The organism is Pseudomonas sp. IT-P171 (genome assembly GCF_949767765.1).
GTDB classification, from domain to species: domain Bacteria; phylum Pseudomonadota; class Gammaproteobacteria; order Pseudomonadales; family Pseudomonadaceae; genus Aquipseudomonas; species Aquipseudomonas fluorescens_B.
Map to the genome: position 1 here is coordinate 18258 of NZ_CATKQN010000022.1, position 24180 is coordinate 42437.

Genomic DNA, 24180 nt, shown 5'->3' on the forward strand with positions numbered 1-24180 from the left:
CAACATTGGAATGACGTACACCCTGCAGGAGCTGGCGCAGGCTGCGATCTTTTCGACTGCTCGAACTCCCTATCTCGGGAGTTCGCTACAATCGGCTCTTTTCCCAGGAGCAGATGCCATGAGCGCTTCCCACCGCCGCCCGGTTCCCTTGTCCAAGGCTTATCGCCTGCTCAATCATGGGCCGACCGTATTGGTCAGCGCGGCCCATGACGGGCAGCGCAACATCATGGCGGCGGCCTGGGCCATGCCCCTGGATTTCGAACCGCCGAAAATTGCCGTGGTGCTGGACAAGTCCACCTGGACCCGGCAACTGCTGGAAGCGTCGGGCACATTCGTGCTGAACGTACCCTGCGCCGCCCAGGCCGATATCGTGCAAACCGTTGGCTCGACGTCTGGCCTGGAGCTGACTCAGGGCCAGGGCCGGGACAAATTCCAGACCTATGGCTTGCAGACCTTCAGCGGCGAACTGATTGATGCGCCGATGCTCGAAGGTTGCGTGGCCTGGCTGGAATGCCGGCTGCTGCCGGAGCCCGGCAATCACCAACAGTACGATCTGTTCCTGGCCGAAGTGATTGCCGCTCAGGCGGACGACCGCGTATTCAGCGATGGTCGCTGGCATTTCGAGGGGTACGATGCGTTGCGCACCTTGCACCACGTGGCAGGCGGGCATTTCCTGACAATCGGTGATCCGGTGGACGGCAAAACCCTACAGCCGTAAGACGTCACACCCAAACGTCATTTTCAGCCGTGCGCTCGCCGCCATTGCTGCCGGTGTTCAGCACGCCCCGGGGTTCGATCAGCAGGAGTTTCACCTCCTGCCCAGCGAACGGTTTGTGCTCGACCCCCTTGGGCACCACATACATTTCGCCGGCATTCACCAGCACGTGGCCATCGCGAAAATCGATGCGCAACTGGCCTTCGAGAACGATGAAGGCTTCGTCGGTATCAAGGTGGTCATGCCAGATGAAATCCCCCAGCAGCTTCACCACCTTGAACTGGTAGTCGTTCATTTCGGCGATGACCCGCGGTGTCCAGTGCGCGTCGATCCGGGAGATTTTTGCAGCGAAATTCAGGCTTTCGTAGGCTTTCATGGAGCAGCTCTCGTGGTTGATCGTGAAACCACGATAGCCACCGCAGCAGCGTGCTTCTTGTACGATTGTGCGTGGCTCAGCGGCGGTGCATTTTCATCCAGCGCGCTGGCGACAAACCGTAGGTTTTGCTGAACTGGCGGGTCATGTGGCTTTGATCGGTGAAGCCGGCGATCAGCGCGGCGCTGACCAGCGACTGGCCCTGAATCAGCAGCGAACGAACCAGGTCGAGGCGGCGCATGGTCAAGTAACGGTAAGGGCTGGTGCCGAACAACAGGCGAAAATCTCGCGACAGGCTCCAGCGATCCCGGCCGCTGTGGTGCGCCAGTTCTTCCAGCGTCACGGTGCGATCCAGTGCGCTGTGCATGTATTCCCGCGCGCGTTCCGCAGCCCTGTAGTCGAAGCTTGCATGCCTGGCAGTGACTCCGCCAGCGCTGTTCAAGGCTTGCGCCAGATCGAACAGTGCGTCTTGCGCTTCCAGCGGTTCGAGGGGGGTATCGAGGCTGCGCAGCAGAACCTCGGTGGCGGCGAACAGGCATGGATCGGTCGACAAACCGTTCTTGATGAACGGCAGTGGCTGACCGCCGAGCATCTGCTGGATAAGTGCCGGTTCTATGTACATCATCCGGTACTGGAATCCGAGCTCGGTCCCGGCTTCGCCATCGTGGATTTCGTCCGGGTGCAGCACGATCGTCCCACCGGGCAGGCTGTGGCGCCAACCGCCGCGGTACTGAAAGCGCTGCACGCCGGCGAGGGTGTGACCGATGGCGTAAGTGTCATGACGGTGCAAGTCGTAGCCATGTCCGGCAAAAAACGCCTCGAAGCGCTGCAGCCCCGCCACATCGGGCGCGCGGTGGAACCAGTCATTGTGCGGTGGGTGCCTGGTCATGCTGATCGTTGCCTGGAACTCGATGCCGGTCACGTTAACCCAGTGAGCGGTTGTCTGTCTTCTGGCCGATGTAAGCCCGCGCACGAGTAGAAAATCGAAGGCAAATGTTGCACTGTGTGACACATTCTCTGAAGCCAAGAAGGCGACCCGCATCATGGAAACTTCCCACCTGAGCTATGCCGCTCCGTTGTTGTCGCTGGCGCTGTTGTGGACGGTTGCCGTGGTGACGCCGGGGCCGAATTTTTTCAACATCGCGCAACTGGCCGCCAGCCAATCCAAACGGCACGGGGTGGTGGCCGCACTGGGCGTGGCCACTGGCACAGTGCTGTGGGGGCTGGCGGGCGGGCTGGGCATCAAGTCGTTGTTCAGTGCCGCGCCGACGCTCTACCTGAGCTTCAAGATTGCCGGTGGCTGTTATCTGATCTATCTGGGCTTGAAGCAGTTCAGGCGTAAACCGCCCGTGGTGGCGGGCAAGTCCGGTTCGATTGACGGAGCGGGGCGCACGTTACTGTCGGTGTATGGCCAAGGATTCCTGGGCAACATGACCAACCCAAAATCCGCCTTGTTCGTCGCGACCATCTTTGCGACGGCCATGCCCGCGTCCGTGCCGCCGATGTTACTGGCGCTGGCCGTGCTGACCATGGCGACCTTGTCTTTCAGTTGGTACAGCGGCGTCGCGCTGCTGTTTTCCAGTCGTCGGATGGCGGGGGCTTACGACCGTTCGCGTAAATGGCTAGATCGCTTTGCCGGCAGTTGCTACGTGCTGTTCGGTGCGCATCTGGTGGCCAATCGTTGAGGAATCCTGAATGAGCAAACTGCGGGTAGGCATTATTTTTGGCGGCCGTTCGGCGGAGCACGAGGTGTCGCTGCAATCGGCGAAAAACATCGTCGACGCGCTGGACCGGTCGCGCTTCGAACCGGTGCTGATCGGCATCGACAAGCAGGGCCACTGGCACCTCAATGATCCGTCGAATTTCCTGCTCAACCAGGAAAACCCGGCGCTGATCGCCCTCAACCAGTCCAACCGCGAACTTGCCGTGGTGCCGGGCAAGGCCAGTCAGCAACTGCTGGAAACCTCAAGTCAGGAGCTGCTGGGCCACGTCGACGTGATCTTCCCGATCGTCCACGGCACCCTGGGTGAAGACGGTTGCCTGCAAGGGTTGCTGCGCATGGCCGATCTGCCGTTTGTCGGCTCCGATGTGCTCGGGTCGGCGGTGTGCATGGACAAGGACATCAGCAAACGCCTGCTGCGTGATGCCGGGTTGGCCGTCACGCCGTTCGTGACCTTGACCCGCGCCACAGCGAGGCGCACCGGGTTCGCCGAGGTCCAGGGCAAGCTCGGCCTGCCGCTGTTCGTCAAACCGGCGAACCAGGGCTCTTCGGTGGGCGTGAGCAAGGTCAACGACGAAGCCGAGTACACGGCAGCAGTCGAACTGGCCCTGGGTTTCGATGAGAAAGTGCTGGTCGAGTCCGCCGTCAGCGGCCGCGAAATCGAATGCGCGGTGCTCGGCAACGAAGACGCCATCGCCAGCGGTTGCGGCGAAATCGTCGTGCGCAGCGGGTTCTATTCCTACGACAGCAAGTACATCGACGCACAGGCCGCTGAAGTGGTGGTCCCGGCCGACATCAGCCGCGAAGCCAGCGAGCGCATTCGAGCCCTGGCCGTCAAGGCGTTTCAGGTGTTGGGCTGTTCCGGTCTGGCGCGGGTCGATGTGTTCCTGACCGACAGCGGCGAAGTGCTGATCAACGAGATCAACTCGCTCCCCGGTTTCACCCGCATCAGCATGTACCCCAAGCTGTGGCAGGCCGCCGGCATGACCTACAGCGAACTGGTCAGCCGCCTGATCGAGCTGGCGCTGGAGAAACACCAGGCGCGGCAGTTGCTGAAGATTTCTCGCTAGGCTGCGCGGGACTAAAAGGCTTACCTCCCGGTAAGCCTTTTCCATGCCATGGCAAGACTCAATCCCCTAACGCTTCCCCCTCGCGTCGTGGATCCGCCCCACCCGCCAACGACGCTTTCCCCTGAGCATCCTTGACCCGGACAATCGCTTGAGTGCCACTGGTCATGTCGATCTCGCTCACGCTATGCCCCTTGTCCTTCAACGCCTGAATCAGCTCCGCGCTGAACTGCCCCTGTTCCAGCTCGGTCGGGCCGTTGCGGCTGCCGAAGTTGGGGAGGTTGATGGCGGTTTGCGGGTCGAGGTTCCAGTCGAGCAGGCCGACGGTGGATTTGGCGACGTATTCAATGATCTGCGAGCCACCAGGAGAGCCGAGGGTGGCGAGGAATTCGCCGCTCTGGCGGTCGAAGATCAGGGTGGGTGCCATGGACGAGCGTGGGCGTTTGCCGGGTTCGACGCGGTTGGCGACTTTCTGCCCGTTTTCTTCGGGGATGAACGAGAAGTCGGTCATCTGGTTGTTGAGCAGAAAGCCTTGAACCATCAGGTGCGAGCCGAATGCGGATTCCACCGTGGTGGTCATCGACACCGCACCGCCCAGGTCATCGACCGCCACCACTTGCGAGGTGGAAATGCGCAGCGGCGAACGGTCCGGCGCGTAGGCCACCTGAATGCCCGGCGGCGTGCCAGGCCTGGCCGTGCCCATGCTGCGATCACCGATGAGGGCGGCGCGGCTGGCCAGATAGGTCGGGTCCACCAGGCCTTTGACCGGGACGGGCACAAAATCGCTGTCGGCGACATACAGTGCGCGGTCGGCATAGGCCAGACGCTCGGCTTCGGAGATCAGGTGCACGGCTTCCGGGGCCGGTTCGATGCCTGCGGAGCGGGTGCTTTTGACTGGTTTCAGTGGCGCCAGGGCATAACGCGGATCGCGGGTTTCCAGCGCCTGCAAGGTGCCGAGGATCTGCGCCACGGCGATTCCGCCCGACGACGGTGGAGGCATGCCACAGACCTGCCAGCGTTTGTAATCGGAGCACAGCGGCGCGCGTTCCTTGGCGGAGTAGCCGTCGAGGTCGTTCAGCGACAGGCTGCCGGGGTTGGCGTGGCCCTGAACCTTGGCGACGATTTCCTGCGCGATAGGGCCTTTATACAACGCATCAGGACCTTCCTTGGCGATGCGTTTGAACGCAGCGGCCAGCGCCGGGTTTTTCAGTAGGGTGCCGACGGCTTTCGGGCTGCCATCGGTATTCCGGAAATACGCCATCATGTCTGGCGAGCGCTGCATGGACGAATCCGAAGCAATCAGCTGATGCAGGCGTGGCGAGATGGGAAAACCTTGCTCCGCGAGTTTTATCGCCGGTTCGAACAACTGCGCCCATGGCAGGCGCCCGTGTTTCCGATGGGCCAGTTCCAGCGCTCGCAACACACCGGGGGTGCCCACGGAACGACCGCCAATCTGGGCCTGAGTGAACGGCATCGGTGTGCCGTCGGCTTGCAGGAACAACTTCTCGGTGGCGCCGGCCGGCGCGGTTTCTCGACCGTCGTAGGTGCGCACGGTTTTACCGTCCCATAGCACGATAAACGCACCACCGCCGATACCCGAGGATTGCGGTTCGACCAGCGTCAACACCGCTTGCATCGCAATAGCGGCATCAATCGCCGAACCGCCCTGACGCAGCATTGCTCGCCCGGCTTCGGCGGCGAGCGGATTCGCCGCCGCAGCCATATGCTTCGAGGCGTGCCGGGTCTGCAGGTCGGCGCGATAACCCGAGGCGGCTTCCGGTGCGATCGGCAACTTCGACGCGGGCGGAACGTTACACGCCGCGAGGGTTAATGCGCCGACAATCAGCGAAAGGGCTGGCAGGCGATAGCGATTCCAGTGAATGGCTGTAAACACGCGGGGCACTCCGTCCGTGGGAAAGGTCAGGGGACTTTATCGGCCGACAGCCAGTGACGCAAACCATGGCCGTTTTTGTCCTTCATCCATTGACGGAATTTCTGTAGGGTCAAGGGCATTAGACGAGTCAGAAGATCAACAAGAGGCAGACATGCAGACCGACTTCCCCGCACAGCCGAGCTATGGCGCTCAGCGTGAACAGTTTCTGGCAGCCGCGAAGGCGGCCGGCGCGACATTGACCGAGTATCCGCACCCGCTCAAAGGACCGTTCGGGGAGCCTCTGAGCACCGATGTGGCGGTGCTCGGTGATCCGGCCTCCAAACGCTTGCTGATAGCGCTGAGTGGCACTCACGGGGTCGAAGGCTTCTATGGCTCGGGCTGTCAGATCAAGTGGCTGCAGGAGTTGGGCAAGCGTTCATTGCCGGCCGATGTCGCGGTGGTGTTTGTTCATCTGATCAATCCGTGGGGCACGGCGTGGCTGCGCCGGGTCAACGAAGACAACATCGACCTTAATCGCAATCACCTGAACTTCGAACATCCGCTGCCGGACAATCAGGCCTACGCCGCGCTGCATGAAATCTATGCCTGCACCGAGCTGACAGGCCCGGAGCGTGATCGCGCCGATGCACTGCTTGATCAGCAGATCCAGGAACACGGCTGGCCGGCGGTGATGTCGATTGTCGAGGGCGGCCAGCACAGTCATCCCGACGGTCTGTTTTACGGCGGACGAGCGCCGAGCTGGTCGAACCGCACATTGCACCAGATCCTTCAAAAACATGTCGCCCATGCCGATGTTGCGATGTGCTTCGACTTGCACACCGGCGCCGGGGAATACGGCCATCCGATGTTGTTGACCATTACCGAGTCCGCCTATCCAGCGTTGCCGGAGGCGCAGTCGATCTATGGACCGTGGCTCTACACGCTGCTGACCGGCGCCGACACGCTGAGCGAAACCGGTGTGGCGGCCACGGCCACCGGCTACACCTCGCAGGCGCTGATCGACGCGCTGCCGCAGGTGCGATTGATGCCCTTCGTGATCGAATGCGGGACTTATCCGGGAGCCGAGGTTCATCGTCATTTGCGCGACGACCATTGGCTGCATCTGCACGGCAATCCGAGTGATGCGGTCGGGCGGGAAATCAAACTGAATCTGCTGGAGCAGTTCTATCCTGCCGACAACGACTGGCAGGCGATGGTCTGGTTGCGTACGTGGCAGATATGGGAGCGGGCATTGTCCGCGTTGGCGCGATCCTGAGGCTTGCTCTTGTTGCCTGAAGTCACCTCTGTGATTTCGGGGCACTTTTCTCGAGGCATAAAAAAACGGCCCACCTTTCGGTAAGCCGTTTTTAGTACTTGGTGGCTACACAGGGACTTGAACCCCGGACCCCAGCATTATGAATGCTATGCTCTAACCAACTGAGCTATGTAGCCAAGTGGCGCGCATTATTGGCTCGTAATGAAGATGTGTCAAGCGTAAATCTAAAATATTTCTCTACGCTTTCAACCGCTTATCCACCTGACCCGCAAAATCGGGTCAGGGGAGGGCGTCAACCGAGCTGAAATCTCCCGGTATTGGCACTCAGCGCTTTGCTGCCTTGGCTCAAGGTGTCTGCAGCCAGGTTCACCGCCCGCGCGCCTTCGAGCAGGCGTACCGCCGCCTGATCGACTTGTTGGATGTTGCCGCTGACTTCGTCGGCGGTGCTGGCTTGCTCTTCTACCGCCGTAGCAATTTGCGCCAGGGTGTCGGTGACGCCTTGTACCGCGTGGGCGATTTCCCCGAGGCGTTCGCCCAACCCTGTGACCGACTGCGCATCGGATTGCGCCTGGCCGCACGCGGCTTCCATCAGGCTTACGGCTTCATTCACCGTGCTACGCAAACTGTCGACGGTGCCGGCGATCTGCGCGGTGGACGATTGGGTGCGTTGCGACAGGCTGCGCACTTCATCGGCGACCACCGCAAAGCCTCGACCCTGTTCACCCGCTCGAGCGGCTTCGATGGCGGCGTTGAGCGCCAACAGGTTGGTCTGCTCGGCAACCCCGCGAATGGTGTCGACCACCAACTGGATCTGCTGACCTTGTTCGCTGACCCGTCCGAGTGCCGCCGCCGTTTCGTTCAAACGCTGGTTGAGCTGTTGAATGCTCGCGGTGGTACGTTGGCTGTCACGGCTGCTGTCGGCAGCAATGCGCTGGGTGTGCTGGGCGCTGCCGGAAGCCTGTTCGCAACTCTGGGCGACGCCTTGGGAGGTGGCGGCCAATTGCGTTGCCGCCGCCGCGATCTGACTGATCTGCAATTGTTGGGCTTCGACTTCGCCCAGCGCACCGCTGGAATGATGGTTGAGCGTGCGCACCGCATTACTCAGCTGCAGGGTTTCGTGATCGACCCCCAGCAGGCTGTTGCGCAGTTGCACCACGGCGACGTTGAGCGCGGTGCTGATCGCCGCCAGTTCGTCGCGGCCTTCAACCGGCACTTGCAGGCTCAGATTGCCGTCGCGCAAGGCTTCGGCCAGCAGCGTGATGCCGCTGGCGCTGCGACGGATCGAGGCCTGCAAGCAGATAAACAGGTACAGCGCGGCCAGCAACAGGCAACCAAAAATCGCCGCCACCACAATGAACTGGCGGATCGCCGAGCCGTGGTAGTAATCCAGACGCTGATCCAGCGAGACCAACGACTGCTGGCGCAGCGAAGCGAGGTCGGTGAGCAGGCTGTCCAGGCTGCGCTCGAACTCCTCGGGCTTGAGTTTGATGCTGCCGCCAAACACGCCGTCATCAAGGACTTTCAGCTCGGCATCGAGGTGTTTGAGGCTGTCATGGTATTGACCGGCCCAAGTCTGCAAGGCACTGGGCAGACGTGCTTCCAGAAGCGTGGCGGTTTTCGCCAGCTGCTCACGGGCGTCGCCGATGCGGCTGCGCAGATCGCGCAATTGCAGACGGCTTTGCAGGGTGAACTGACCGGACACCACCGACGCCTGGCCGACGCTGGCCAGACGGCCTACGCGCTCAATCAGGTCCGGCGCGTGTTGCGTGGAAATCTGCGTCAGCAGGTAGGTTTCCAGCCATGGTGCCAGCGTCAGACGATTGTCCATGGCGATCTGTTCACGCAAGGCCTGCAGAGCGCTCAAGGCATTGGTGAAACGATCGTAACCGTCCGGCCACCAGCCGACGCTGCTCAGGCTTTTCGAGTCGAGCCCATCGAGGGCTGTCTGCAGGGCTTGATAGCGGGCCAGGGTTTCGCCCACGGCGCCTTCGGTTTGCAACGCGTTGCCAAGGTCCGTGGTGGCTTGGGCGACCGCTGGCTGAACCGCATCGAACGCAGCCATCGCAGCAAGAGTGGCCGGTGTCGGCTGGCGATTGGTCTCGGTGGCACGCCAGCGCGCGGCGCGGTCACGCTGGGCGGCGAGCAGGTTATCCAGCGCATCCAGCGCGAGCAGTTGCCGGACCCCGGCACGCTCGCCGGAAATCAGGTTGAGTTTGGCGCGATAGTCCTGGCCGATCATCAGCAGGCTGCCTGCGAGTGGCAGGATAAACAGCAGAAACAACAGCTGAAACTTGCGGGCGAAGCCAAAACGCCCCAGCAACCCGATCCCCGGAGATAAAAAAGCCTGCATGCCCCATGACTCCCCTGAACACCACGCACCAATCGCGTGCGTCGAGGTCGTAGCGACCGCGACATGTGCCCGTTTTAAAGGCCTCGAAAGTTCACCCTCGCCAGCTCTGTAGGCCGACTCTGTAGCGAAACTTCCCATTCTCGGTGCCCTTTGTAAGGGCGCCGCGTTGAAGGGAATAAACAAGGCAAGATTCAGACCATGGCGTTGCGCTATTACCGTCTGAATTTAGTTCGTTAGCTGGCTAAGGGGATGGCGCTGCTGCACTGAAAAATGGCACATTGACCCACCTGCCCGTGTGCACCCATCTGTTGTACGGAATTTCCCATGGCTATCAGCAATGCCCAGACCGGCGCGACGCCGGCATCCGCGACTTCACAAAGCAGCCCTCTGGTCATGCGCATCATCGGCGCCGTGGCGCTGGCGCATTTGATCAACGACCTGATTCAGTCGGTGCTGCCTTCGATCTATCCGATGCTCAAGGCCAACTATGGCCTGACCTTTACCCAGGTCGGCCTGATCACCCTGACCTTCCAGCTGACCGCTTCGCTATTGCAGCCGTGGGTCGGGTACCACACCGATCGCCACCCCAAACCCTGGCTGCTGCCGGCCGGGACGGTGTGCACGTTGATCGGCATTTTGATGATGTCGGTGGTCGGCACCTTTCCATTGATTCTGCTGGCGGCGGGGTTGATCGGCATCGGCTCGTCGACCTTTCACCCGGAAGCGTCTCGCGTGGCGCGGCTGGCGTCGGGCGGGCGATTTGGCCTGGCGCAATCGACTTTCCAGGTCGGCGGTAACGCGGGCTCCGCTTTCGGCCCGTTGCTGGCGGCGGCGATCATCATTCCGTTCGGTCAGGGCCATGTGGCGTGGTTTGGTTTGTTCGCAGTGTTTGCGCTGTTTGTGCTTTACCGGATCAGCCGCTGGTACGCCAATCACCTGAGCCTGTTCAAACTCAAGCAAGGCCAGGCGGCGACGCATGGCTTGTCGAAGGGCCGGGTCATCAGCGCGCTGGTGGTGCTCGGGTTGCTGGTGTTCTCCAAGTACTTCTACATGGCCAGCTTCACCAGCTACTTCACCTTCTACCTGATCGAGAAGTTCGACCTGTCGGTGGCCAGTTCGCAGCTGCATTTATTCCTGTTTCTGGGGGCGGTGGCGGCGGGGACGTTCTTCGGTGGACCGATCGGCGACAAGATCGGGCGTAAGGCGGTGATCTGGTTTTCGATCCTTGGGGTCGCGCCGTTCACCTTGATCCTGCCGCATGTTGACTTGTTCTGGACCAGCATTCTGAGCGTGGTGATCGGCTTCATCCTGGCTTCGGCATTCTCGGCCATTGTGGTTTATGCACAGGAATTGGTGCCGGGCAATGTCGGGATGATCGCCGGGGTGTTCTTCGGGCTGATGTTCGGTTTCGGCGGGATTGGCGCGGCGTTGCTGGGGCACCTGGCGGACGTGCACGGTATCGAATACGTGTACTTCCTGTGCTCGTTCCTGCCGCTGTTGGGTGTGTTGGCAATCTTGCTGCCAAGAACCAATAAGGCATGATCTGACAGCATCCTCCTGAGGGAGCGAGCTGCTCGCTCAGAAGATTGATGGTGTGGCAGGTATTTATTTCAGGTGCAAAAAAGCCGCGTATCAAACGCGGCTTTTTCTTGGGCGGGTGTCCCGTCCTGAATGATTCAGACGTTGAAGCGGAAGTGCATCACGTCGCCGTCTTTCACGATGTAGTCCTTGCCTTCCAGACGCCATTTGCCGGCTTCTTTGGCACCGGCTTCGCCCTTGTACTGGATGAAGTCGTCGTAGGCGATGACTTCGGCGCGGATGAAGCCTTTTTCGAAGTCGGTGTGGATCACGCCGGCGGCTTGCGGTGCGGTGGCACCGACGCGGACGGTCCAGGCGCGGACTTCTTCGACACCGGCGGTGAAGTAGGTCTGCAGGTGCAGCATTTCGTAGCCGGCGCGGATCACGCGGTTAAGGCCAGGTTCTTCCAGGCCCAGGGCTTCGAGGAACATGTCTTTTTCTTCGCCGTCTTCCAGCTCGGCGATTTCGGCTTCGATCTTGTTGCAGACCGGAACCACCATGGCGCCTTCTTCTTCGGCGATGGCTTTGACGATGTCCAGCAGCGGGTTGTTCTCGAAACCGTCTTCAGCGACGTTGGCGATGTACATGACCGGCTTGGTGGTCAGCAGGTGGAAGCCACGGATCACCGCCTTGTCGTCGGCTGCCATGTTCTTCATCAAGGTGCGCGCAGGTTTGCCGAGGGTGAAGTGAGCGATCAACTGCTCCAGCAGGCCCTTCTGGACAACGGCGTCCTTGTCCCCGCCCTTGGCGTTACGGGCGACTTTCTGCAGTTGCTTTTCGCAGCTGTCGAGGTCGGCAAAGATCAGTTCCAGGTCGATGATCTCGATGTCGCGTTTCGGGTCGACGCTGTTGGAGACGTGAATCACGTTCTCGTCTTCGAAGCAGCGGACCACGTGGGCGATGGCATCGGTTTCACGGATGTTGGCGAGGAATTTGTTGCCCAGGCCTTCACCTTTCGAGGCGCCGGCAACGAGGCCCGCGATGTCGACGAATTCCATGGTGGTCGGCAGGATGCGCTTTGGATTGACGATGGCCGCCAGGGCTTCCAGTCGTGGATCCGGCATCGGCACGATACCGGTGTTCGGCTCGATGGTGCAGAAGGGGAAGTTCTCGGCCGCGATCCCGGATTTGGTCAGGGCGTTGAACAGGGTGGACTTGCCGACGTTAGGCAGGCCGACGATGCCGCAATTGAATCCCATGGTGTTTCCCCTCGGATAAGAGTCAGGCCTTCTGGCTGTGCAGGTTTTTCATCGCGCGGTTCCATTCCCCGGCGAGGATATCCGGCAGCACGCCGAGGGCAAAGTCGATGCTGGCATCGAGTTTTTCCTGTTCGGCGCGTGGCGCACGACCCAGGACGAAATTTGAAACCATACTGGCTACGCCCGGGTGGCCAATGCCAAGCCGCAAGCGGTAGAAGGTATTCTGATTGCCCAGTTGCGCGATGATGTCGCGCAACCCGTTGTGACCGCCATGGCCGCCGCCCTGTTTGAGTTTGGCAACGCCCGGTGGCAGGTCGAGTTCGTCATGCGCCACGAGGATTTCTTCCGGCTTGATGCGAAAGAAGCCGGCAAGCGCCGCTACGGCCTGGCCGCTACGGTTCATGTACGTGGTGGGGATCAGCAGACGAACATCCTGACCCTGATGCGAATAGCGCCCGGTCAGGCCGAAATATTTGCGATCCGCCACAAGGTTCACGCCTTGTGCGTTCGCGATGCGCTCAACAAAAAGGGCCCCTGCGTTATGCCGGGTCTGTTCGTATTCAGCGCCTGGATTTCCCAGGCCAACGATCAGTTTGATGGCAGTCACGATAGGGGCCCTTCCTTGGAGTGGTGGATAACATCGCCGCAACCTGGGTGTGCGGCGAAAGTGGACGACAAGTGCTCATTTACCATTATGTAAACTCCGCGTTCTCGCCCGCTTTCTCGCTACGTTCCAGTCCGCGATGTTACCGGGTCACTCCGGCATCACAGAGTAAATTACTCTGCTGCGCCTTCTTCGGTAGCTTCTGGAGCAACACGTGGAGCGTGGACGTTGGCAACAGCCTTGTCATCGCCGTGTGCCAGAGCAACAAACTCAACGCCTTTAGGGGCTTTGAGGTCGGACAGGTGAATGATCGAGCCGATTTCGGCGTTAGCCAGGTCGACTTCGATGAATTCAGGCAGGTCCTTAGGCAGGCAGCTCACTTCGATCTCGGCAACAACGTGCGAAACTTCGCCGCCTTTCTTGATCGGAGCTTCTTCACCAACAAAGTGTACAGGCACGATAGCGGTCAGTTTCTGGCCAGCTACAACGCGTACGAAGTCAGCGTGCATCACGTGGCCTTTGGCCGGGTGACGCTGCAGAGCCTTGATGATTACGTTTTGCTTGGTGCCGCCAACGTTCAGCTCGATGATGTGGCTGTAAGCCGCTTCGTTTTCGAGCAGTTTGGCAACTTCTTTAGCCAGCATGCTGATGGATTCAGGGGCTTTTTCGCCACCGTAAACTACAGCTGGTACCAGGCTTGCGAGACGACGCAGGCGGCGGCTCGCACCTTTCCCCAGGTCGGAACGCACTTCAGCATTCAGAGTAAATTCGTTCATGTTGTATCTCCAAAATAACCACATTCGCCCCAGCGTTTGCGACCAGCGCTAAAGGCGATATGGGCAAAAAAGCCCCGCCCCGACAGGAATGCCGGGGCGGGGCGCTTTTCGTCAACGAGATGTTCGAGAAGGGCAGGGCCCTTAACGGAACATCGCGCTGATCGATTCTTCGTTGCTGATGCGGCGGACCGCTTCGGCAACTACCGGCGCGATATCCAGTTGACGGATACGCGAGCAGGCTTGAGCAGCAGCGGACAACGGGATGGTGTTGGTCACCACCAGTTCGTCCAGCATGGAATTTTCAATGTTTTCGATCGCCCGACCGGACAGCACAGGGTGTGTGCAGTAGGCGAAAACCTTGGCAGCGCCATGCTCTTTCAAAGCCTTTGCCGCGTGGCACAGAGTGCCGGCGGTATCGACCATGTCATCGACCAGAATACAGGTACGCCCTTCGACATCACCGATGATATGCATCACTTCAGAGTGATTGGCTTTCTCACGGCGTTTGTCGATGATCCCGAGATCCACGCCCAGGGATTTGGCAACAGCACGTGCACGCACGACGCCGCCAATGTCCGGGGACACAATCATCAGGTTTTCGAAGCGCTGATCTTCAATGTCATCCACCAATACTGGGGAGCCGTAGATGTTATCTACCGGAATATCGAAGAAACCCTGGATCTGGTCAGCATGCAGATCAACCGTGAGAACACGGTCGATGCCGACTACGGTAAGCATGTCAGCGACGACTTTCGCGCTGATAGCCACACGTGCGGAACGCGGACGGCGATCCTGACGGGCATAACCAAAGTAAGGAATAACAGCAGTGATACGAGTAGCCGAGGAGCGGCGGAAGGCATCAGCCATCACTACCAGTTCCATCAGGTTATCGTTGGTCGGAGCGCAAGTCGGCTGAATAATGAAGACGTCTTTACCGCGGACGTTTTCATTGATCTCGGCTGTAATTTCGCCGTCGGAAAACTTGCCGACAGAGATGTCACCGAGAGGGATATGCAGCTGACGTACGACACGTCGAGCCAGATCGGGGTTAGCGTTCCCCGTAAAGACCATCATCTTGGACACGCGCAGTACCTAGAGGCTGAGGGTAACCTGGATGAGTATAGGAAAATGGCAGGGGCGGCTGGATTCGAACCAACGCATGGCAGGATCAAAACCTGCTGCCTTACCGCTTGGCGACGCCCCTGTATCTGTTGCAACGAGTACCCAGTACTCGGTTCCTTTAGAGCAGACTTTGCAGCTTGCGATGCAACATCGAAACGTTGCTTCCTTTTGCTACAAACCCTGTAAGGGTCTCTGTAAGAAGGGCCGAGACTTTATCAGCTTCAGCTTTGCTTGGGAAGCCCCCAAACACACAACTTCCAGTTCCGGTTAGTTTTGCTTCGGTAAAATTACCTAACAAATTCAATGCGTTACGTACATCTGGATAACGCCTTGCTACCACCGGTAAGCAGTCATTTCGACTGTTTCCCTTGGGAACGGGGCGCACTTTAATGGGAGAAGAGTTACGTGTCAACAACGGATCTGAAAAAATTTCTGCTGTACTTACAGATACTTGCGGCACAAGCACGAGATACCACGGTTCTTCGGGGTCTACAGGGGTAAGTTTCTCTCCCACGCCCTCGGCGAAAGCCGCGTGGCCACGCACGAAAACCGGGACGTCGGCGCCCAGCGTCAGGCCCAGTGCGGCCAGCCGATCCTCATCCCAACCCAGCTGCCAGAGATGATTCAGGCCGAGCAAAGTCGTCGCGGCATTTGAACTGCCGCCACCGATGCCACCGCCCATGGGCAGAATTTTTTCGATCCAGATGTCGATACCGAGCGAACAACCGGATTGCTCCTGAAGTTTTTTTGCAGCACGAACAATCAGATTGCTGTCGTGAGGCACACCGTCGAATTCAGTGTGCAGTCGGATCACACCGTCGTCGCGCACAGCAAAGGTGATTTCATCGCCGTAGTCGAGAAACTGAAAAATAGTCTGCAACTCGTGGTAACCGTCTTCGCGGCGGCCGAGGATGTGCAGCATCAAATTGAGTTTGGCCGGGGAGGGCAGCGTCAAGCGTGGGGCCGTCATGTTCATTGCCCCAGTTTGCGAGGTTGCCATTCCTTGATCACCAGCGTGACGTCAAGGTCGGTGCCATACAGTTTGATCCGCTCGGGCAGCCAGAAGCCGTTTTGCTCGGCATAACTCAGGTATTCGACCTGCCAGCCATCCTGATCCAGATTGGCCAGGCGGCTGTCGGCATCCAGTGTCAGGCGACTTTTGCTGTCCGGCGCCGGGAGTCCGCGGACCCACCAGGCCAGGTGCGACACCGGCAGCTTCCAGCCGAGCTGTTCTTCAAGCAGCACTTCCGGCGTCGGCGCTTCGTAGCGCCCCTGATTGGCGACTTCCAGCGAAACCTTTCCGGGGTGCCCGGTCAGGCGTGCGGCGCCGCGACCCAGGGGGCCCGAAAGGCGAATGTCGTAATAGGACTGGCGTTGCAACCAGAACAGCGTGCCGCTCCCCGAGTCCTTTGGCGCGCGGATGCCGATCTTGCCGTTGATCTGCCAGCCGTCGAGGCTGGTCAGTTGCTCTTTGTGAACGCGCCATAGACTGGCGTCGCCCTGGCCCTGAACCGATTCGCGGGCACCGAAGCCCGCGCAACCGGCGAGCAGGGCGATAAAACTGAAAACGATGAAGTGGCGCAAAAACATAATCTTAAAGAGTCTCTGATCCGGTCAGGCGCTTGATGGTGCCGCGCAGGATTGGGCTGTCGGGTTGTGCCTTGAGGAATTTGCCCCAGATCTGCTTGGCTTCCCGTTGCTTGCCGTTGGCCCACAGGACTTCACCCAGGTGAGCCGCGACTTCCTGATCGGGGAAGCGATCCAGTGCTTGGCGCAGATACCGCTCGGCTTCATCAAGATTGCCCAGGCGGAAATTCACCCAGCCGAGGCTGTCGAGTACCGCCGGGTCTTCCGGGGTGATCTGGTGTGCCTGTTCGATCAGGGCCTTGGCTTCCGCGTAGCGCGTCGTGCGGTCGGACAGGGTGTAGCCGAGGGCGTTCAGTGCCATGGCGTTGTCCGGGTCACGCTTGATGATAAGGCGCAGGTCTTTTTCCATCTGCGCCAGGTCATTGCGTTTTTCCGCCTGCATGGCGCGGGTGTACAACAGATTCAGATCGTCCGGGTATTGCTGCAAGGCTTTTTGCAAAACACTCCAGGCCTTTTCCGGCTGTTTGTTGGCGGACAGCGTTTCGGCTTCGATCAGGTACAGCTGAATCGCGTAGTCGGGCTGCTCATCGCGCTCGCTCGCCAGACGGCTTTGTGCTTCGGCGGTCTTGCCGTTGTTCATCAGGATATCGGCCTGACGCAATTGCGCCGGCAGGTAATCGTTGCCCGGGCCGACCTGGGCGTATTCGATCAGTGCACCCTGGGGATCGTTGCGCTCTTCAGCGATGCGACCGAGGTTCAGATGGGCCGAGTCGACATGGCTTTCCCGGGCGATCAGGTCTTCGAGGTAGCCCTTGGCCTCGTCCCAGGCCTTGGCTTCCAGGCACACCAGCGCCAGGGAGTATCGCAGTTCATCGTCTTCCGGGTACTGCTGAACCAGGCTCGAGAACTCGGCTTTGGCGTCGTCCATGCGGTCCTGTTCGACCAGCATGCGTGCGTAAGTCAGGCGCAGGCGTTTGTCGTCCGGGTATTTCTTGATGCTTTTTTGCAGAAGAGGCAACGCTTCATCGCCGCGATCAAGGGTTTGCAGCAAGCGTGCGCGCAGCAGAATGGGGGCGATTTCACCGTCGTCCGGCGGGTTGTCTTCCAGCAAGGCCAGCGAGCCTTTGCTGTCGCCGTCCTGTTGCATCAACAAGGCCTTGCCGAAAATCAGCTGGCTGTTGTGGGGATGACGCTGCAGCAAGCGGTCAAAACTTTTCATCAGGCCGTTGCGGGTTTCCTGATCGGTATCGGCCGCGGACAGGGCAAGGAAGTCGAAATGCGTGTCGCCCTTGCCTTGCAGGACTTTCTCCATATAGACCATGGAGTCGTCATAACGCCCGGCGCGCGCCAGTTGCACGGCGGCGGCCCGTTGCGCCTCGAGGTCGTCCGGGGCGTTTTTCGCCCAGATCAGCGCGGTATCCAGGGCGGCCTGGTCGGCGCCCAGGTACTCGGCGATGCGAAACGCCCGCTCGGAGATGCCCGGATCCTGGGTATTGATGGCCTGGGTCACGTAGTTGTCCAGCGCAATGTCGAAACGATTGCGTTGGCCAGCCAGTTCGGCGCTCAACAGACTGAAGACGGTTTCTTCACTGAATGAGCTGTAAACCTTGGGCTTTTCAGGGGCCGGAGTGCTGTCTTCGACCGGCGGCGTACCGTCCGACGAAACGGGTGCCATGGCCTGGCAGCCGCTGAGGAAGACAAAAGCGAGGAGCAACGCGGAAGATCTATTCATATAGGAAGAGGACGACTAACCTGCGGTCGGATCATCATGACACAAGCCTTCGGCCAAACATAACCGGCCGGGCATTTTCCCTTCTGCGTCGTGTCCTGTGGGCGCTGGCTTGCCAGCGATGGTCGTTAACGATGACGAGTTTTTACAGGGAACTGGCTGTGTGTGTCAGTCCATCGCCGGCAAGCCAGCGCCCCCAGGGCCGGTGTACGCTTCGTGTAAACGAGAACCGCTCGCAAATCCGGGCATCGCCTACCGGGGCAATAGAGATCGAGTAGTTGTTCTCGTTGTGTCGAAGTAGGACAATTGCCGGCTTCACGTCACCATCAGCGACCTTGAATGGCCTTCCTTGCACTCGGTATTAACCACAAGACTGCTTCAGTAGACGTCCGCGAGCGCGTGGCCTTTACCCCTGAGCAGCTGGTTGAGGCCTTGCAGCAGCTCTGCCGACTCACCGACAGCCGCGAAGCTGCGATCCTCTCCACCTGCAATCGCAGTGAACTCTATATAGAACAGGATCACCTTTCGGCTGACATCGTGCTGCGCTGGCTGGCCGATTATCACCATTTGAGCCTCGACGAGCTGCGCGCGAGCGCTTATGTGCACGAAGATGATGCGGCAGTTCGTCACATGATGCGGGTTGCTTCCGGGCTCGATTCGCTGGTGTTGGGCGAACCGCAGATTCTCGGCCAGATGAAATCCTGCTACGCCGTGGCCCGCGAGGCTGGCACCATCGGTCCGCTGCTCGGGCGTCTGTTTCAGGCGACGTTCAATGCCGCCAAGCAAGTGCGCACCGATACCGCCATCGGCGAAAACCCGGTGTCCGTGGCGTTTGCCGCGGTCAGCCTGGCGAAACAGATTTTCAGCGACTTGCAACGCAGCCAGGCCTTGCTGATCGGCGCCGGCGAGACCATCACTCTGGTCGCCCGGCATTTGCATGAGCTTGGCGTAAAACGCATCGTTGTCGCCAACCGCACCTTGGAACGCGCAAGCATTCTGGCCGAGCAGTTTGGCGCGCATGCCGTGTTGCTCTCGGACATTCCGGCAGAACTGGTGCGCAGCGACATCGTCATCAGCTCCACCGCCAGCCAGTTGCCGATCCTCGGCAAGGGCGCGGTGGAAAGTGCCTTGAAGCTGCGCAAGCACAAGCCGATCTTCATGGTGGACATCGCCGTACCGCGCGATATCGAGCCTGAAGTCGGCGAGCTGGACGACGTTTACCTGTATAGCGTCGACGATCTCCACGAAGTGGTCGCCGAAAACCTCAAGAGCCGTCAGGGCGCTGCGCAAGCGGCGGAAGAGATGGTGTCGATCGGCGCTGAAGATTTCATGGTCCGCCTGCGCGAACTGGCGGCGGTGGATGTGCTCAAGGCCTATCGCCAACAAAGCGAGCGCCTGCGTGACGAAGAATTGCAGAAGGCCCAGCGGATGCTGGCCAATGGCAGCAGCGCCGAAGACGTGCTGGTGCAATTGGCGCGAGGCTTGACCAACAAACTCTTGCACGCACCGAGCGTGCAGTTGAAAAAGCTCTCTGCCGAAGGTCGCCTCGACGCACTGGCCATGGCCCAGGAACTCTTTGCCCTCGGTGAGGGCTCATCGGATAGCTTTTCGGATAAAAAACCGCAATGAAAGCGTCACTGCTCAATAAGCTGGACATCCTCCAGGACCGTTTCGAGGAATTGACCGCCTTGCTTGGCGATGGCGAGGTCATTTCCGATCAGACCAAATTCCGCGCCTATTCCAAGGAGTACGCGGAGGTCGAGCCGATCGTCGACACCTATAAACAGTTGCTCAAGGTGCAAAGCGACCTCGAAGGCGCCCAGGCCCTGCTCAAGGACAGCGACCCGGACATGCGCGAAATGGCCGTGGAAGAAGTTCGCGAAGCCAAGGAGCAACTGATCGAGATCGAAGCCAGCCTGCAACGGCTTTTGCTGCCCAAGGACCCGAACGACGGGCGCAACGTGTTCCTCGAGATCCGTGCCGGCACCGGCGGCGACGAGGCGGCGATTTTCTCCGGCGACCTGTTCCGCATGTATTCGCGTTACGCCGAGCGGCGTGGCTGGCGGGTGGAAATCCTCTCGGAGAACATCGGCGAACACGGCGGTTATAAAGAAGTCATCGCCCGCGTCGAGGGCGATAACGTCTACGGCAAGCTGAAATTCGAATCCGGCGTGCACCGCGTGCAACGGGTTCCGGCCACTGAATCCCAGGGGCGCATCCACACCTCGGCCTGCACCGTGGCGGTATTGCCCGAGCCGGACGAACAGGAAGCGATCGAGATCAACCCGGCGGATTTGCGGGTCGACACGTATCGTTCCTCTGGCGCCGGTGGACAGCACGTCAACAAGACCGACTCGGCGATCCGCATCACGCACTTGCCGTCCGGTATCGTCGTCGAGTGCCAGGAAGAACGTTCCCAGCACAAAAACCGCGCCCGGGCGATGTCCTGGCTGTCGGCCAAGCTCAACGACCAGCAGACCAGCGCCGCCGCCAATGCCATCGCCAGCGAGCGTAAATTGCTGGTGGGTTCGGGGGATCGCTCGGAGCGGATCCGTACCTATAACTTTGCTCAGGGCCGGGTCACCGATCACCGGGTCAACCTGACGCTGTATTCCCTCGATGAAATTCTCGCGGGCGGTGTCGATGCGGTGATCGAGCCGTTGCTGGCCGAATATCAGGCTGACCAACTGGCGGCCATCGAATGACGATCATTGCCAGTCTGTTGCGCGCCGCTGATTTGCCCGACTCGCCGACGGCGCGTCTGGATGCCGAATTGCTGCTGGCGGCGGCGCTGGGCAAGTCCCGCAGTTTTCTGCACACCTGGCCGGAGCGCATCGTTCCGAGCGACGCTGCGCTGAAATTCGCCGAATACCTGCAACGCCGCCGTGGCGGAGAGCCGGTGGCGTACATTCTCGGCCAGCAAGGTTTCTGGAAACTCGATCTGGAAGTCGCCCCGCACACGCTGATCCCGCGCCCCGACACCGAATTGCTGGTGGAGGCCGCGCTTGAATTGTTGTCCGCGGCACCCGCCAAAGTCCTCGATCTCGGCACCGGCAGTGGCGCCATCGCCCTGGCCCTGGCCAGTGAACGTCCGGCGTGGAGCGTCACCGCCGTGGATCGCGTGCTCGAAGCCGTGGCCCTGGCCGAGCGCAATCGCCAGCGCCTGCACCTCAACAATGCCACCGTGCTGAACAGCCATTGGTTCGGCGCGCTGGAAGGTCAGCGTTTTCAGCTGATCATCAGTAATCCACCTTACATTGCTTCAACCGATCCGCATCTGGTGGAAGGCGATGTGCGTTTCGAACCGGCCAGTGCGTTGGTAGCGGGTATCGACGGGCTCGACGACTTGCGTCTGATCGTCGCCCAGGCACCGGATCACCTGGACGCGGGTGGCTGGTTGATGCTCGAACACGGTTATGATCAAGCCGAAGCCGTACGCGATCTGCTGCAGACCCGCGGTTTTGAAGAAGTCCACAGCCGCACCGATCTGGGCGGCCACCAACGGATCAGCCTGGGGCGCCTGCCGTGCTGAATGATCAGGAATTGTTGCGCTACAGTCGGCAGATTCTGTTGCAGCACGTCGATATCGACGGTCAGTTGCGACTGAAAGAAAGCCGCGTGTTGATCGTCGGTCTTGGCGGTCTCGGTTCACCGGTTGCGCTTTACCTCGCCGCGGCTGGCGTCGGTGAACTGCATCTGGCGGACTTCGACACCGTCGACCTGACCAACCTGCAACGCCAGATCGTTCACGACACCGACAGCGTCGGTCAGACCAAGGTCGATTCGGCCATTCGCCGACTGAGCGCAATCAACCCCGAAATCACGTTAGTCGCTCATCGCACTGCGCTGGACGAAGATTCTTTGGCCGCCGCCGTTGCGGCCGTGGATCTGGTGCTGGACTGCTCCGACAATTTTTCCACCCGCGAAGCGGTCAACGCCGCATGCGTGGCCGCGGGCAAGCCGTTGGTCAGCGGCGCGGCGATTCGCCTCGAAGGGCAATTGTCGGTGTTCGACCCGCGTCGTCCGGAAAGTCCGTGCTACCACTGTCTATACGGGCACGGCAGTGAAGCTGAACTGACGTGCAGTGAAGCCGGCGTCGTCGGTCCGCTGGTGGGGCTGGTTGGCAGCCTCCAGGCGCTGGAAGCGATGAAACTGCTGGTGGGTTTCGGCGAGCCGCTGGTGGGACGGTTGTTGTTGATTGATGCCTTGGGTTCGCGTTTTCGCGAGCTGCGGGTCAAGCGTGATCCGGGTTGCAGCGTCTGTGGGTCGACACATGCGTGAAGCGCCGATTGGCGTGTTCGACTCCGGTGTCGGTGGGCTGTCGGTGCTGGCCGAGATCCAGCGATTGCTGCCCAACGAAACCCTGCTGTACGTCGCCGATTGCGGAAATATTCCCTACGGCGAGAAAACCCCGGAATTCATCCAGCAGCGTTGCCGCGTGATGGCCGATTTCTTTCAGCAGCAGGGCGCCAAGGCCTTGGTGCTGGCCTGCAACACGGCAACGGTCGCCGGCGTTGCGGATTTGCGGCGCGATTATCCAGACTGGCCCATCGTCGGCATGGAGCCCGCGGTCAAGCCGGCTGCAGCGGCTACCCGCAGCGGAGTGGTCGGTGTGCTCGCCACCACCGGCACCTTGCAGAGTGCCAAATTCGCCGCGTTACTCGACCGCTTCGCCACCGATGTACGGGTGATCACTCAGCCGTGTCCGGGGCTGGTGGAGTTGATTGAAAACGGCGATTTGCACAGTCCTGCCCTGCGTGAATTGCTGGCCGGCTATGTAGGGCCGCTGCTCGCCGCCGGCTGCGACACGATAATTCTCGGCTGCACGCATTATCCCTTTCTAAAACCGTTGCTAAAGCAGATGATCCCTGAAGATATCAGCTTGATTGATACCGGCGCCGCTGTAGCGCGGCAACTTCAGCGCTTGTTGGCTGAGCGTGAATTGCTCGCCGAGGGACCTGCACGTGCTGCGCAGTTCTGGACGAGTGCCGATCCGGAGCATTTCAGGAATATCTTGCCGATCCTGTGGAATACCGCTGGCGTTGTGCAAAGCTTCAAGAGATGAAAAAAAATCCTGGGGGAACGAATAATTGGGGTGAACTTCTGATTAAGCGCGGACTTCTATAGCGGTGAGCAACAAAAAAAACCTATGAAATCGTTCGGAAAAGGATGTTTCTAGTGAAGCGACTATTCTGCTTGGCCGCGATTGCGGCCGCACTAATGGGGCAAAGTGTTAGCGCACAGGCGGCAGGCGTGGAGTTCGGGGTCGGCCAGACCAGCGATTCGACCATGACCTATCGACTGGGCATGCAATTCGATTGGGACACGAGTTGGTTGCAGAGTGATGTCGGTCGATTGACCGGGTACTGGAGCGGCGCCTACACCTATTGGGAAGGCGACAAGACTTCCAGCAACAACAGCCTTTCGTTTTCGCCGGTTCTTGTTTATGAGTTTGCCGGTCAGAACGTCAAGCCTTATGTAGAGCTCGGGGTTGGCGTGGCGTTGTTCTCGAATACCGAACTTGAAGACAACAAACTGGGCAGTGCCTTTCAGTTCGAAGACCGTTTCGGCTTCGGCCTGCGTTTTGCGGGCGGACATGAAGTCGGGATTCGTGCGACGCACTATTCCAATGCAGGGTTCAGCAGCCCGAACGATGGCGTAGAAAGTTACGCACTGCACTACACGATGCCGTTGTAAGGTTTAAAAATTGTGGCGAGGGAGCTTGCTCCCGTTGGGGCGCAGAGCGGCCCCATTTCTTGTCAATAAGAAAGGGGACTGCTGCGCAGTCCAGCGGGAGCAAGCTCCCTCGCCACAGGTTCTGTGTCTCGCTTTGGCGACTGTGAAGGCATTAATGCAGATCACCGATACGCCGTAGTAATCCCTTGGCGCTCATCGATGCACTCCGGTGCACCCATTTCGAATTCCCGGCAGATCAGCGGGCGTTTTTCGTAGATCGTGCACATCATGCTGTTGCGATCCAGCGCGGCACACCAGCCGTCGTCCAGACGCAGCATGACTTCCCCGCCCCAATCATCGGTATCGATAAAACGCTCGGGCACACCCGTGTCGGTGATCAGCATCACTTCGAGCTGGCAGCAGCAGGCTGCGCAGGTCGAGCAGGTGACCGCCGTTTCGGCGATTTGTGTGTGGGGAATGGTCTTCATGGCGCGCAGTGTAAGTCAGTCGGTCGGCGCTGTGTGAAAGGCCTGAC

The 24180-nt window shown here is 60.0% G+C and carries 23 protein-coding genes, 2 tRNA genes and 1 pseudogene; 11 read left to right on the forward strand and 15 right to left on the reverse strand.

The annotated features are described in order from the left end of the window. Positions 1 to 118: 118 nt before the first annotated feature. Positions 119 to 718 carry a flavin reductase family protein gene (locus ACM6I5_RS15105; protein ID WP_414884164.1) on the forward strand — a complete coding sequence of 200 codons (600 nt, stop codon included), beginning with the start codon at positions 119 to 121 and terminating at the stop codon, positions 716 to 718. A 4-nt stretch (positions 719 to 722) separates the two neighbouring features. On the opposite strand, the gene ACM6I5_RS15110 is transcribed toward ACM6I5_RS15105, so the two are convergent. After that, the gene (locus tag ACM6I5_RS15110) at positions 723 to 1091 is read right to left on the reverse strand and encodes a cupin domain-containing protein (protein ID WP_017340768.1); all 369 of its coding nucleotides are present in this window, start codon (positions 1089 to 1091) and stop codon (positions 723 to 725) included. Positions 1092 to 1167: 76 nt separating this feature from the next. Continuing rightward, complete coding sequence (locus tag ACM6I5_RS15115) at positions 1168 to 1977, reverse strand: AraC family transcriptional regulator (RefSeq protein WP_031319120.1); 810 nt, start codon at positions 1975 to 1977, stop codon at positions 1168 to 1170. Between the two features lie 154 nt (positions 1978 to 2131). On the opposite strand from ACM6I5_RS15115, the gene ACM6I5_RS15120 reads away from it, so the two are divergent. Both ACM6I5_RS15120 and ddlA read left to right on the forward strand, forming a co-directional pair. Continuing rightward, on the forward strand, positions 2132 to 2773 hold the full coding sequence (locus ACM6I5_RS15120) for a LysE family translocator (protein WP_414880518.1): 642 nt from the start codon (positions 2132 to 2134) through the stop codon (positions 2771 to 2773). 10 nt (positions 2774 to 2783) lie between these two features. Then, the gene (gene ddlA, locus ACM6I5_RS15125; RefSeq protein ID WP_414884165.1) at positions 2784 to 3878 is read left to right on the forward strand and encodes a D-alanine--D-alanine ligase; all 1095 of its coding nucleotides are present in this window, start codon (positions 2784 to 2786) and stop codon (positions 3876 to 3878) included. Between the two features lie 58 nt (positions 3879 to 3936). On the opposite strand, the gene ggt is transcribed toward ddlA, so the two are convergent. Further along, complete coding sequence (ggt, locus tag ACM6I5_RS15130; protein WP_414884166.1) at positions 3937 to 5769, reverse strand: gamma-glutamyltransferase; 1833 nt, start codon at positions 5767 to 5769, stop codon at positions 3937 to 3939. A 151-nt stretch (positions 5770 to 5920) separates the two neighbouring features. Here ggt and ACM6I5_RS15135 point away from each other — a divergent pair, with 151 nt between their 5' ends. Continuing rightward, positions 5921 to 7024, forward strand: a complete 1104-nt coding sequence (locus ACM6I5_RS15135; RefSeq protein ID WP_414884167.1) for a DUF2817 domain-containing protein — start codon at positions 5921 to 5923, stop codon at positions 7022 to 7024. Positions 7025 to 7123: 99 nt separating this feature from the next. Here ACM6I5_RS15135 and ACM6I5_RS15140 read toward each other — a convergent pair. From ACM6I5_RS15140 to ACM6I5_RS15150, 3 genes and pseudogenes are all read right to left on the reverse strand, one after another. Then, positions 7124 to 7200 (reverse strand) — tRNA-Met (locus ACM6I5_RS15140). Between the two features lie 116 nt (positions 7201 to 7316). Next, positions 7317 to 8180 (reverse strand): methyl-accepting chemotaxis protein, encoded by an 864-nt coding sequence (locus ACM6I5_RS15145; RefSeq protein ID WP_414880579.1) that lies wholly within the window; start codon positions 8178 to 8180, stop codon positions 7317 to 7319. Next, positions 8178 to 9512: pseudogene (locus ACM6I5_RS15150) on the reverse strand (hypothetical protein); the annotation flags it as partial. The gene ACM6I5_RS15145 and the pseudogene ACM6I5_RS15150, both read right to left, overlap by 3 nt. 186 nt (positions 9513 to 9698) lie before the next feature. Between ACM6I5_RS15150 and ACM6I5_RS15155 the strand changes: the two are divergent. Beyond that, a complete protein-coding gene (locus ACM6I5_RS15155) occupies positions 9699 to 10916 on the forward strand; it encodes an MFS transporter (RefSeq protein WP_017340761.1) in 1218 nt (405 codons plus the stop codon). 134 nt (positions 10917 to 11050) lie between these two features. On the opposite strand, the gene ychF is transcribed toward ACM6I5_RS15155, so the two are convergent. From ychF to ACM6I5_RS15195, 8 genes are all read right to left on the reverse strand, one after another. Continuing rightward, on the reverse strand, positions 11051 to 12151 hold the full coding sequence (gene ychF / locus ACM6I5_RS15160) for a redox-regulated ATPase YchF (protein ID WP_017340760.1): 1101 nt from the start codon (positions 12149 to 12151) through the stop codon (positions 11051 to 11053). 22 nt (positions 12152 to 12173) lie between these two features. Next, on the reverse strand, positions 12174 to 12758 hold the full coding sequence (gene pth / locus ACM6I5_RS15165; protein WP_008037207.1) for an aminoacyl-tRNA hydrolase: 585 nt from the start codon (positions 12756 to 12758) through the stop codon (positions 12174 to 12176). 170 nt (positions 12759 to 12928) lie between these two features. Continuing rightward, positions 12929 to 13531 (reverse strand): 50S ribosomal protein L25/general stress protein Ctc, encoded by a 603-nt coding sequence (locus tag ACM6I5_RS15170; RefSeq protein ID WP_017340759.1) that lies wholly within the window; start codon positions 13529 to 13531, stop codon positions 12929 to 12931. A gap of 141 nt (positions 13532 to 13672) precedes the next feature. Then, the gene (locus tag ACM6I5_RS15175) at positions 13673 to 14614 is read right to left on the reverse strand and encodes a ribose-phosphate pyrophosphokinase (RefSeq protein WP_003208392.1); all 942 of its coding nucleotides are present in this window, start codon (positions 14612 to 14614) and stop codon (positions 13673 to 13675) included. Positions 14615 to 14660: 46 nt separating this feature from the next. Continuing rightward, a tRNA-Gln gene (locus ACM6I5_RS15180) sits at positions 14661 to 14735 on the reverse strand. A 36-nt stretch (positions 14736 to 14771) separates the two neighbouring features. Further along, a complete protein-coding gene (ispE, locus tag ACM6I5_RS15185) occupies positions 14772 to 15623 on the reverse strand; it encodes a 4-(cytidine 5'-diphospho)-2-C-methyl-D-erythritol kinase (RefSeq protein WP_031319119.1) in 852 nt (283 codons plus the stop codon). A 2-nt stretch (positions 15624 to 15625) separates the two neighbouring features. After that, complete coding sequence (lolB, locus tag ACM6I5_RS15190; protein WP_414884168.1) at positions 15626 to 16243, reverse strand: lipoprotein insertase outer membrane protein LolB; 618 nt, start codon at positions 16241 to 16243, stop codon at positions 15626 to 15628. Positions 16244 to 16247: 4 nt separating this feature from the next. Beyond that, positions 16248 to 17972, reverse strand: coding sequence for a tetratricopeptide repeat protein (locus ACM6I5_RS15195; RefSeq protein WP_017340756.1), 1725 nt, complete (start codon positions 17970 to 17972; stop codon positions 16248 to 16250). Between the two features lie 336 nt (positions 17973 to 18308). Here ACM6I5_RS15195 and hemA point away from each other — a divergent pair, with 336 nt between their 5' ends. The 6 genes from hemA to ACM6I5_RS15225 all read left to right on the forward strand — a co-directional run bounded on the left by hemA (position 18309) and on the right by ACM6I5_RS15225 (position 23666). Then, positions 18309 to 19598: a glutamyl-tRNA reductase gene (gene hemA, locus ACM6I5_RS15200; RefSeq protein WP_414884169.1), complete on the forward strand. Its 1290-nt coding sequence runs from the start codon at positions 18309 to 18311 to the stop codon at positions 19596 to 19598. Beyond that, positions 19595 to 20674, forward strand: a complete 1080-nt coding sequence (prfA, locus tag ACM6I5_RS15205; protein WP_017340754.1) for a peptide chain release factor 1 — start codon at positions 19595 to 19597, stop codon at positions 20672 to 20674. The genes hemA and prfA overlap by 4 nt, the downstream gene beginning before the upstream one ends. After that, positions 20671 to 21501: a peptide chain release factor N(5)-glutamine methyltransferase gene (gene prmC, locus ACM6I5_RS15210; protein WP_017340753.1), complete on the forward strand. Its 831-nt coding sequence runs from the start codon at positions 20671 to 20673 to the stop codon at positions 21499 to 21501. The genes prfA and prmC overlap by 4 nt, the downstream gene beginning before the upstream one ends. Beyond that, positions 21495 to 22250, forward strand: a complete 756-nt coding sequence (locus tag ACM6I5_RS15215) for a molybdopterin-synthase adenylyltransferase MoeB (RefSeq protein ID WP_017340752.1) — start codon at positions 21495 to 21497, stop codon at positions 22248 to 22250. The genes prmC and ACM6I5_RS15215 overlap by 7 nt, the downstream gene beginning before the upstream one ends. Beyond that, positions 22243 to 23034 (forward strand): glutamate racemase, encoded by a 792-nt coding sequence (gene murI / locus ACM6I5_RS15220; protein WP_414884170.1) that lies wholly within the window; start codon positions 22243 to 22245, stop codon positions 23032 to 23034. Before ACM6I5_RS15215 ends, murI begins: the two co-directional genes overlap by 8 nt. A 113-nt stretch (positions 23035 to 23147) precedes the next feature. Beyond that, positions 23148 to 23666, forward strand: a complete 519-nt coding sequence (locus ACM6I5_RS15225) for an acyloxyacyl hydrolase (RefSeq protein WP_017340750.1) — start codon at positions 23148 to 23150, stop codon at positions 23664 to 23666. Positions 23667 to 23827: 161 nt separating this feature from the next. Here ACM6I5_RS15225 and ACM6I5_RS15230 read toward each other — a convergent pair whose 3' ends face one another. Beyond that, complete coding sequence (locus ACM6I5_RS15230) at positions 23828 to 24133, reverse strand: YkgJ family cysteine cluster protein (protein WP_017340749.1); 306 nt, start codon at positions 24131 to 24133, stop codon at positions 23828 to 23830. Positions 24134 to 24180: the final 47 nt, after the last annotated feature.

Excerpts from the sequence above, each read along its gene's own strand:
- ACM6I5_RS15105 (WP_414884164.1), top strand. The coding sequence starts at position 119 with ATGAGCGCTTCCCACCGCCGCCCGGTTCCCTTGTCCAAGGCTTATCGC.
- ACM6I5_RS15110 (WP_017340768.1), bottom strand. The coding sequence starts at position 1,091 with ATGAAAGCCTACGAAAGCCTGAATTTCGCTGCAAAAATCTCCCGGATC.
- ACM6I5_RS15115 (WP_031319120.1), bottom strand. The coding sequence starts at position 1,977 with ATGACCAGGCACCCACCGCACAATGACTGGTTCCACCGCGCGCCCGAT.
- ACM6I5_RS15120 (WP_414880518.1), top strand. The coding sequence starts at position 2,132 with ATGGAAACTTCCCACCTGAGCTATGCCGCTCCGTTGTTGTCGCTGGCG.
- ddlA (WP_414884165.1), top strand. The coding sequence starts at position 2,784 with ATGAGCAAACTGCGGGTAGGCATTATTTTTGGCGGCCGTTCGGCGGAG.
- ACM6I5_RS15135 (WP_414884167.1), top strand. The coding sequence starts at position 5,921 with ATGCAGACCGACTTCCCCGCACAGCCGAGCTATGGCGCTCAGCGTGAA.
- ACM6I5_RS15155 (WP_017340761.1), top strand. The coding sequence starts at position 9,699 with ATGGCTATCAGCAATGCCCAGACCGGCGCGACGCCGGCATCCGCGACT.
- ychF (WP_017340760.1), bottom strand. The coding sequence starts at position 12,151 with ATGGGATTCAATTGCGGCATCGTCGGCCTGCCTAACGTCGGCAAGTCC.
- ACM6I5_RS15170 (WP_017340759.1), bottom strand. The coding sequence starts at position 13,531 with ATGAACGAATTTACTCTGAATGCTGAAGTGCGTTCCGACCTGGGGAAA.
- ispE (WP_031319119.1), bottom strand. The coding sequence starts at position 15,623 with ATGACGGCCCCACGCTTGACGCTGCCCTCCCCGGCCAAACTCAATTTG.
- lolB (WP_414884168.1), bottom strand. The coding sequence starts at position 16,243 with ATGTTTTTGCGCCACTTCATCGTTTTCAGTTTTATCGCCCTGCTCGCC.
- ACM6I5_RS15195 (WP_017340756.1), bottom strand. The coding sequence starts at position 17,972 with ATGAATAGATCTTCCGCGTTGCTCCTCGCTTTTGTCTTCCTCAGCGGC.
- hemA (WP_414884169.1), top strand. The coding sequence starts at position 18,309 with ATGGCCTTCCTTGCACTCGGTATTAACCACAAGACTGCTTCAGTAGAC.
- prfA (WP_017340754.1), top strand. The coding sequence starts at position 19,595 with ATGAAAGCGTCACTGCTCAATAAGCTGGACATCCTCCAGGACCGTTTC.
- prmC (WP_017340753.1), top strand. The coding sequence starts at position 20,671 with ATGACGATCATTGCCAGTCTGTTGCGCGCCGCTGATTTGCCCGACTCG.
- murI (WP_414884170.1), top strand. The coding sequence starts at position 22,243 with ATGCGTGAAGCGCCGATTGGCGTGTTCGACTCCGGTGTCGGTGGGCTG.
- ACM6I5_RS15230 (WP_017340749.1), bottom strand. The coding sequence starts at position 24,133 with ATGAAGACCATTCCCCACACACAAATCGCCGAAACGGCGGTCACCTGC.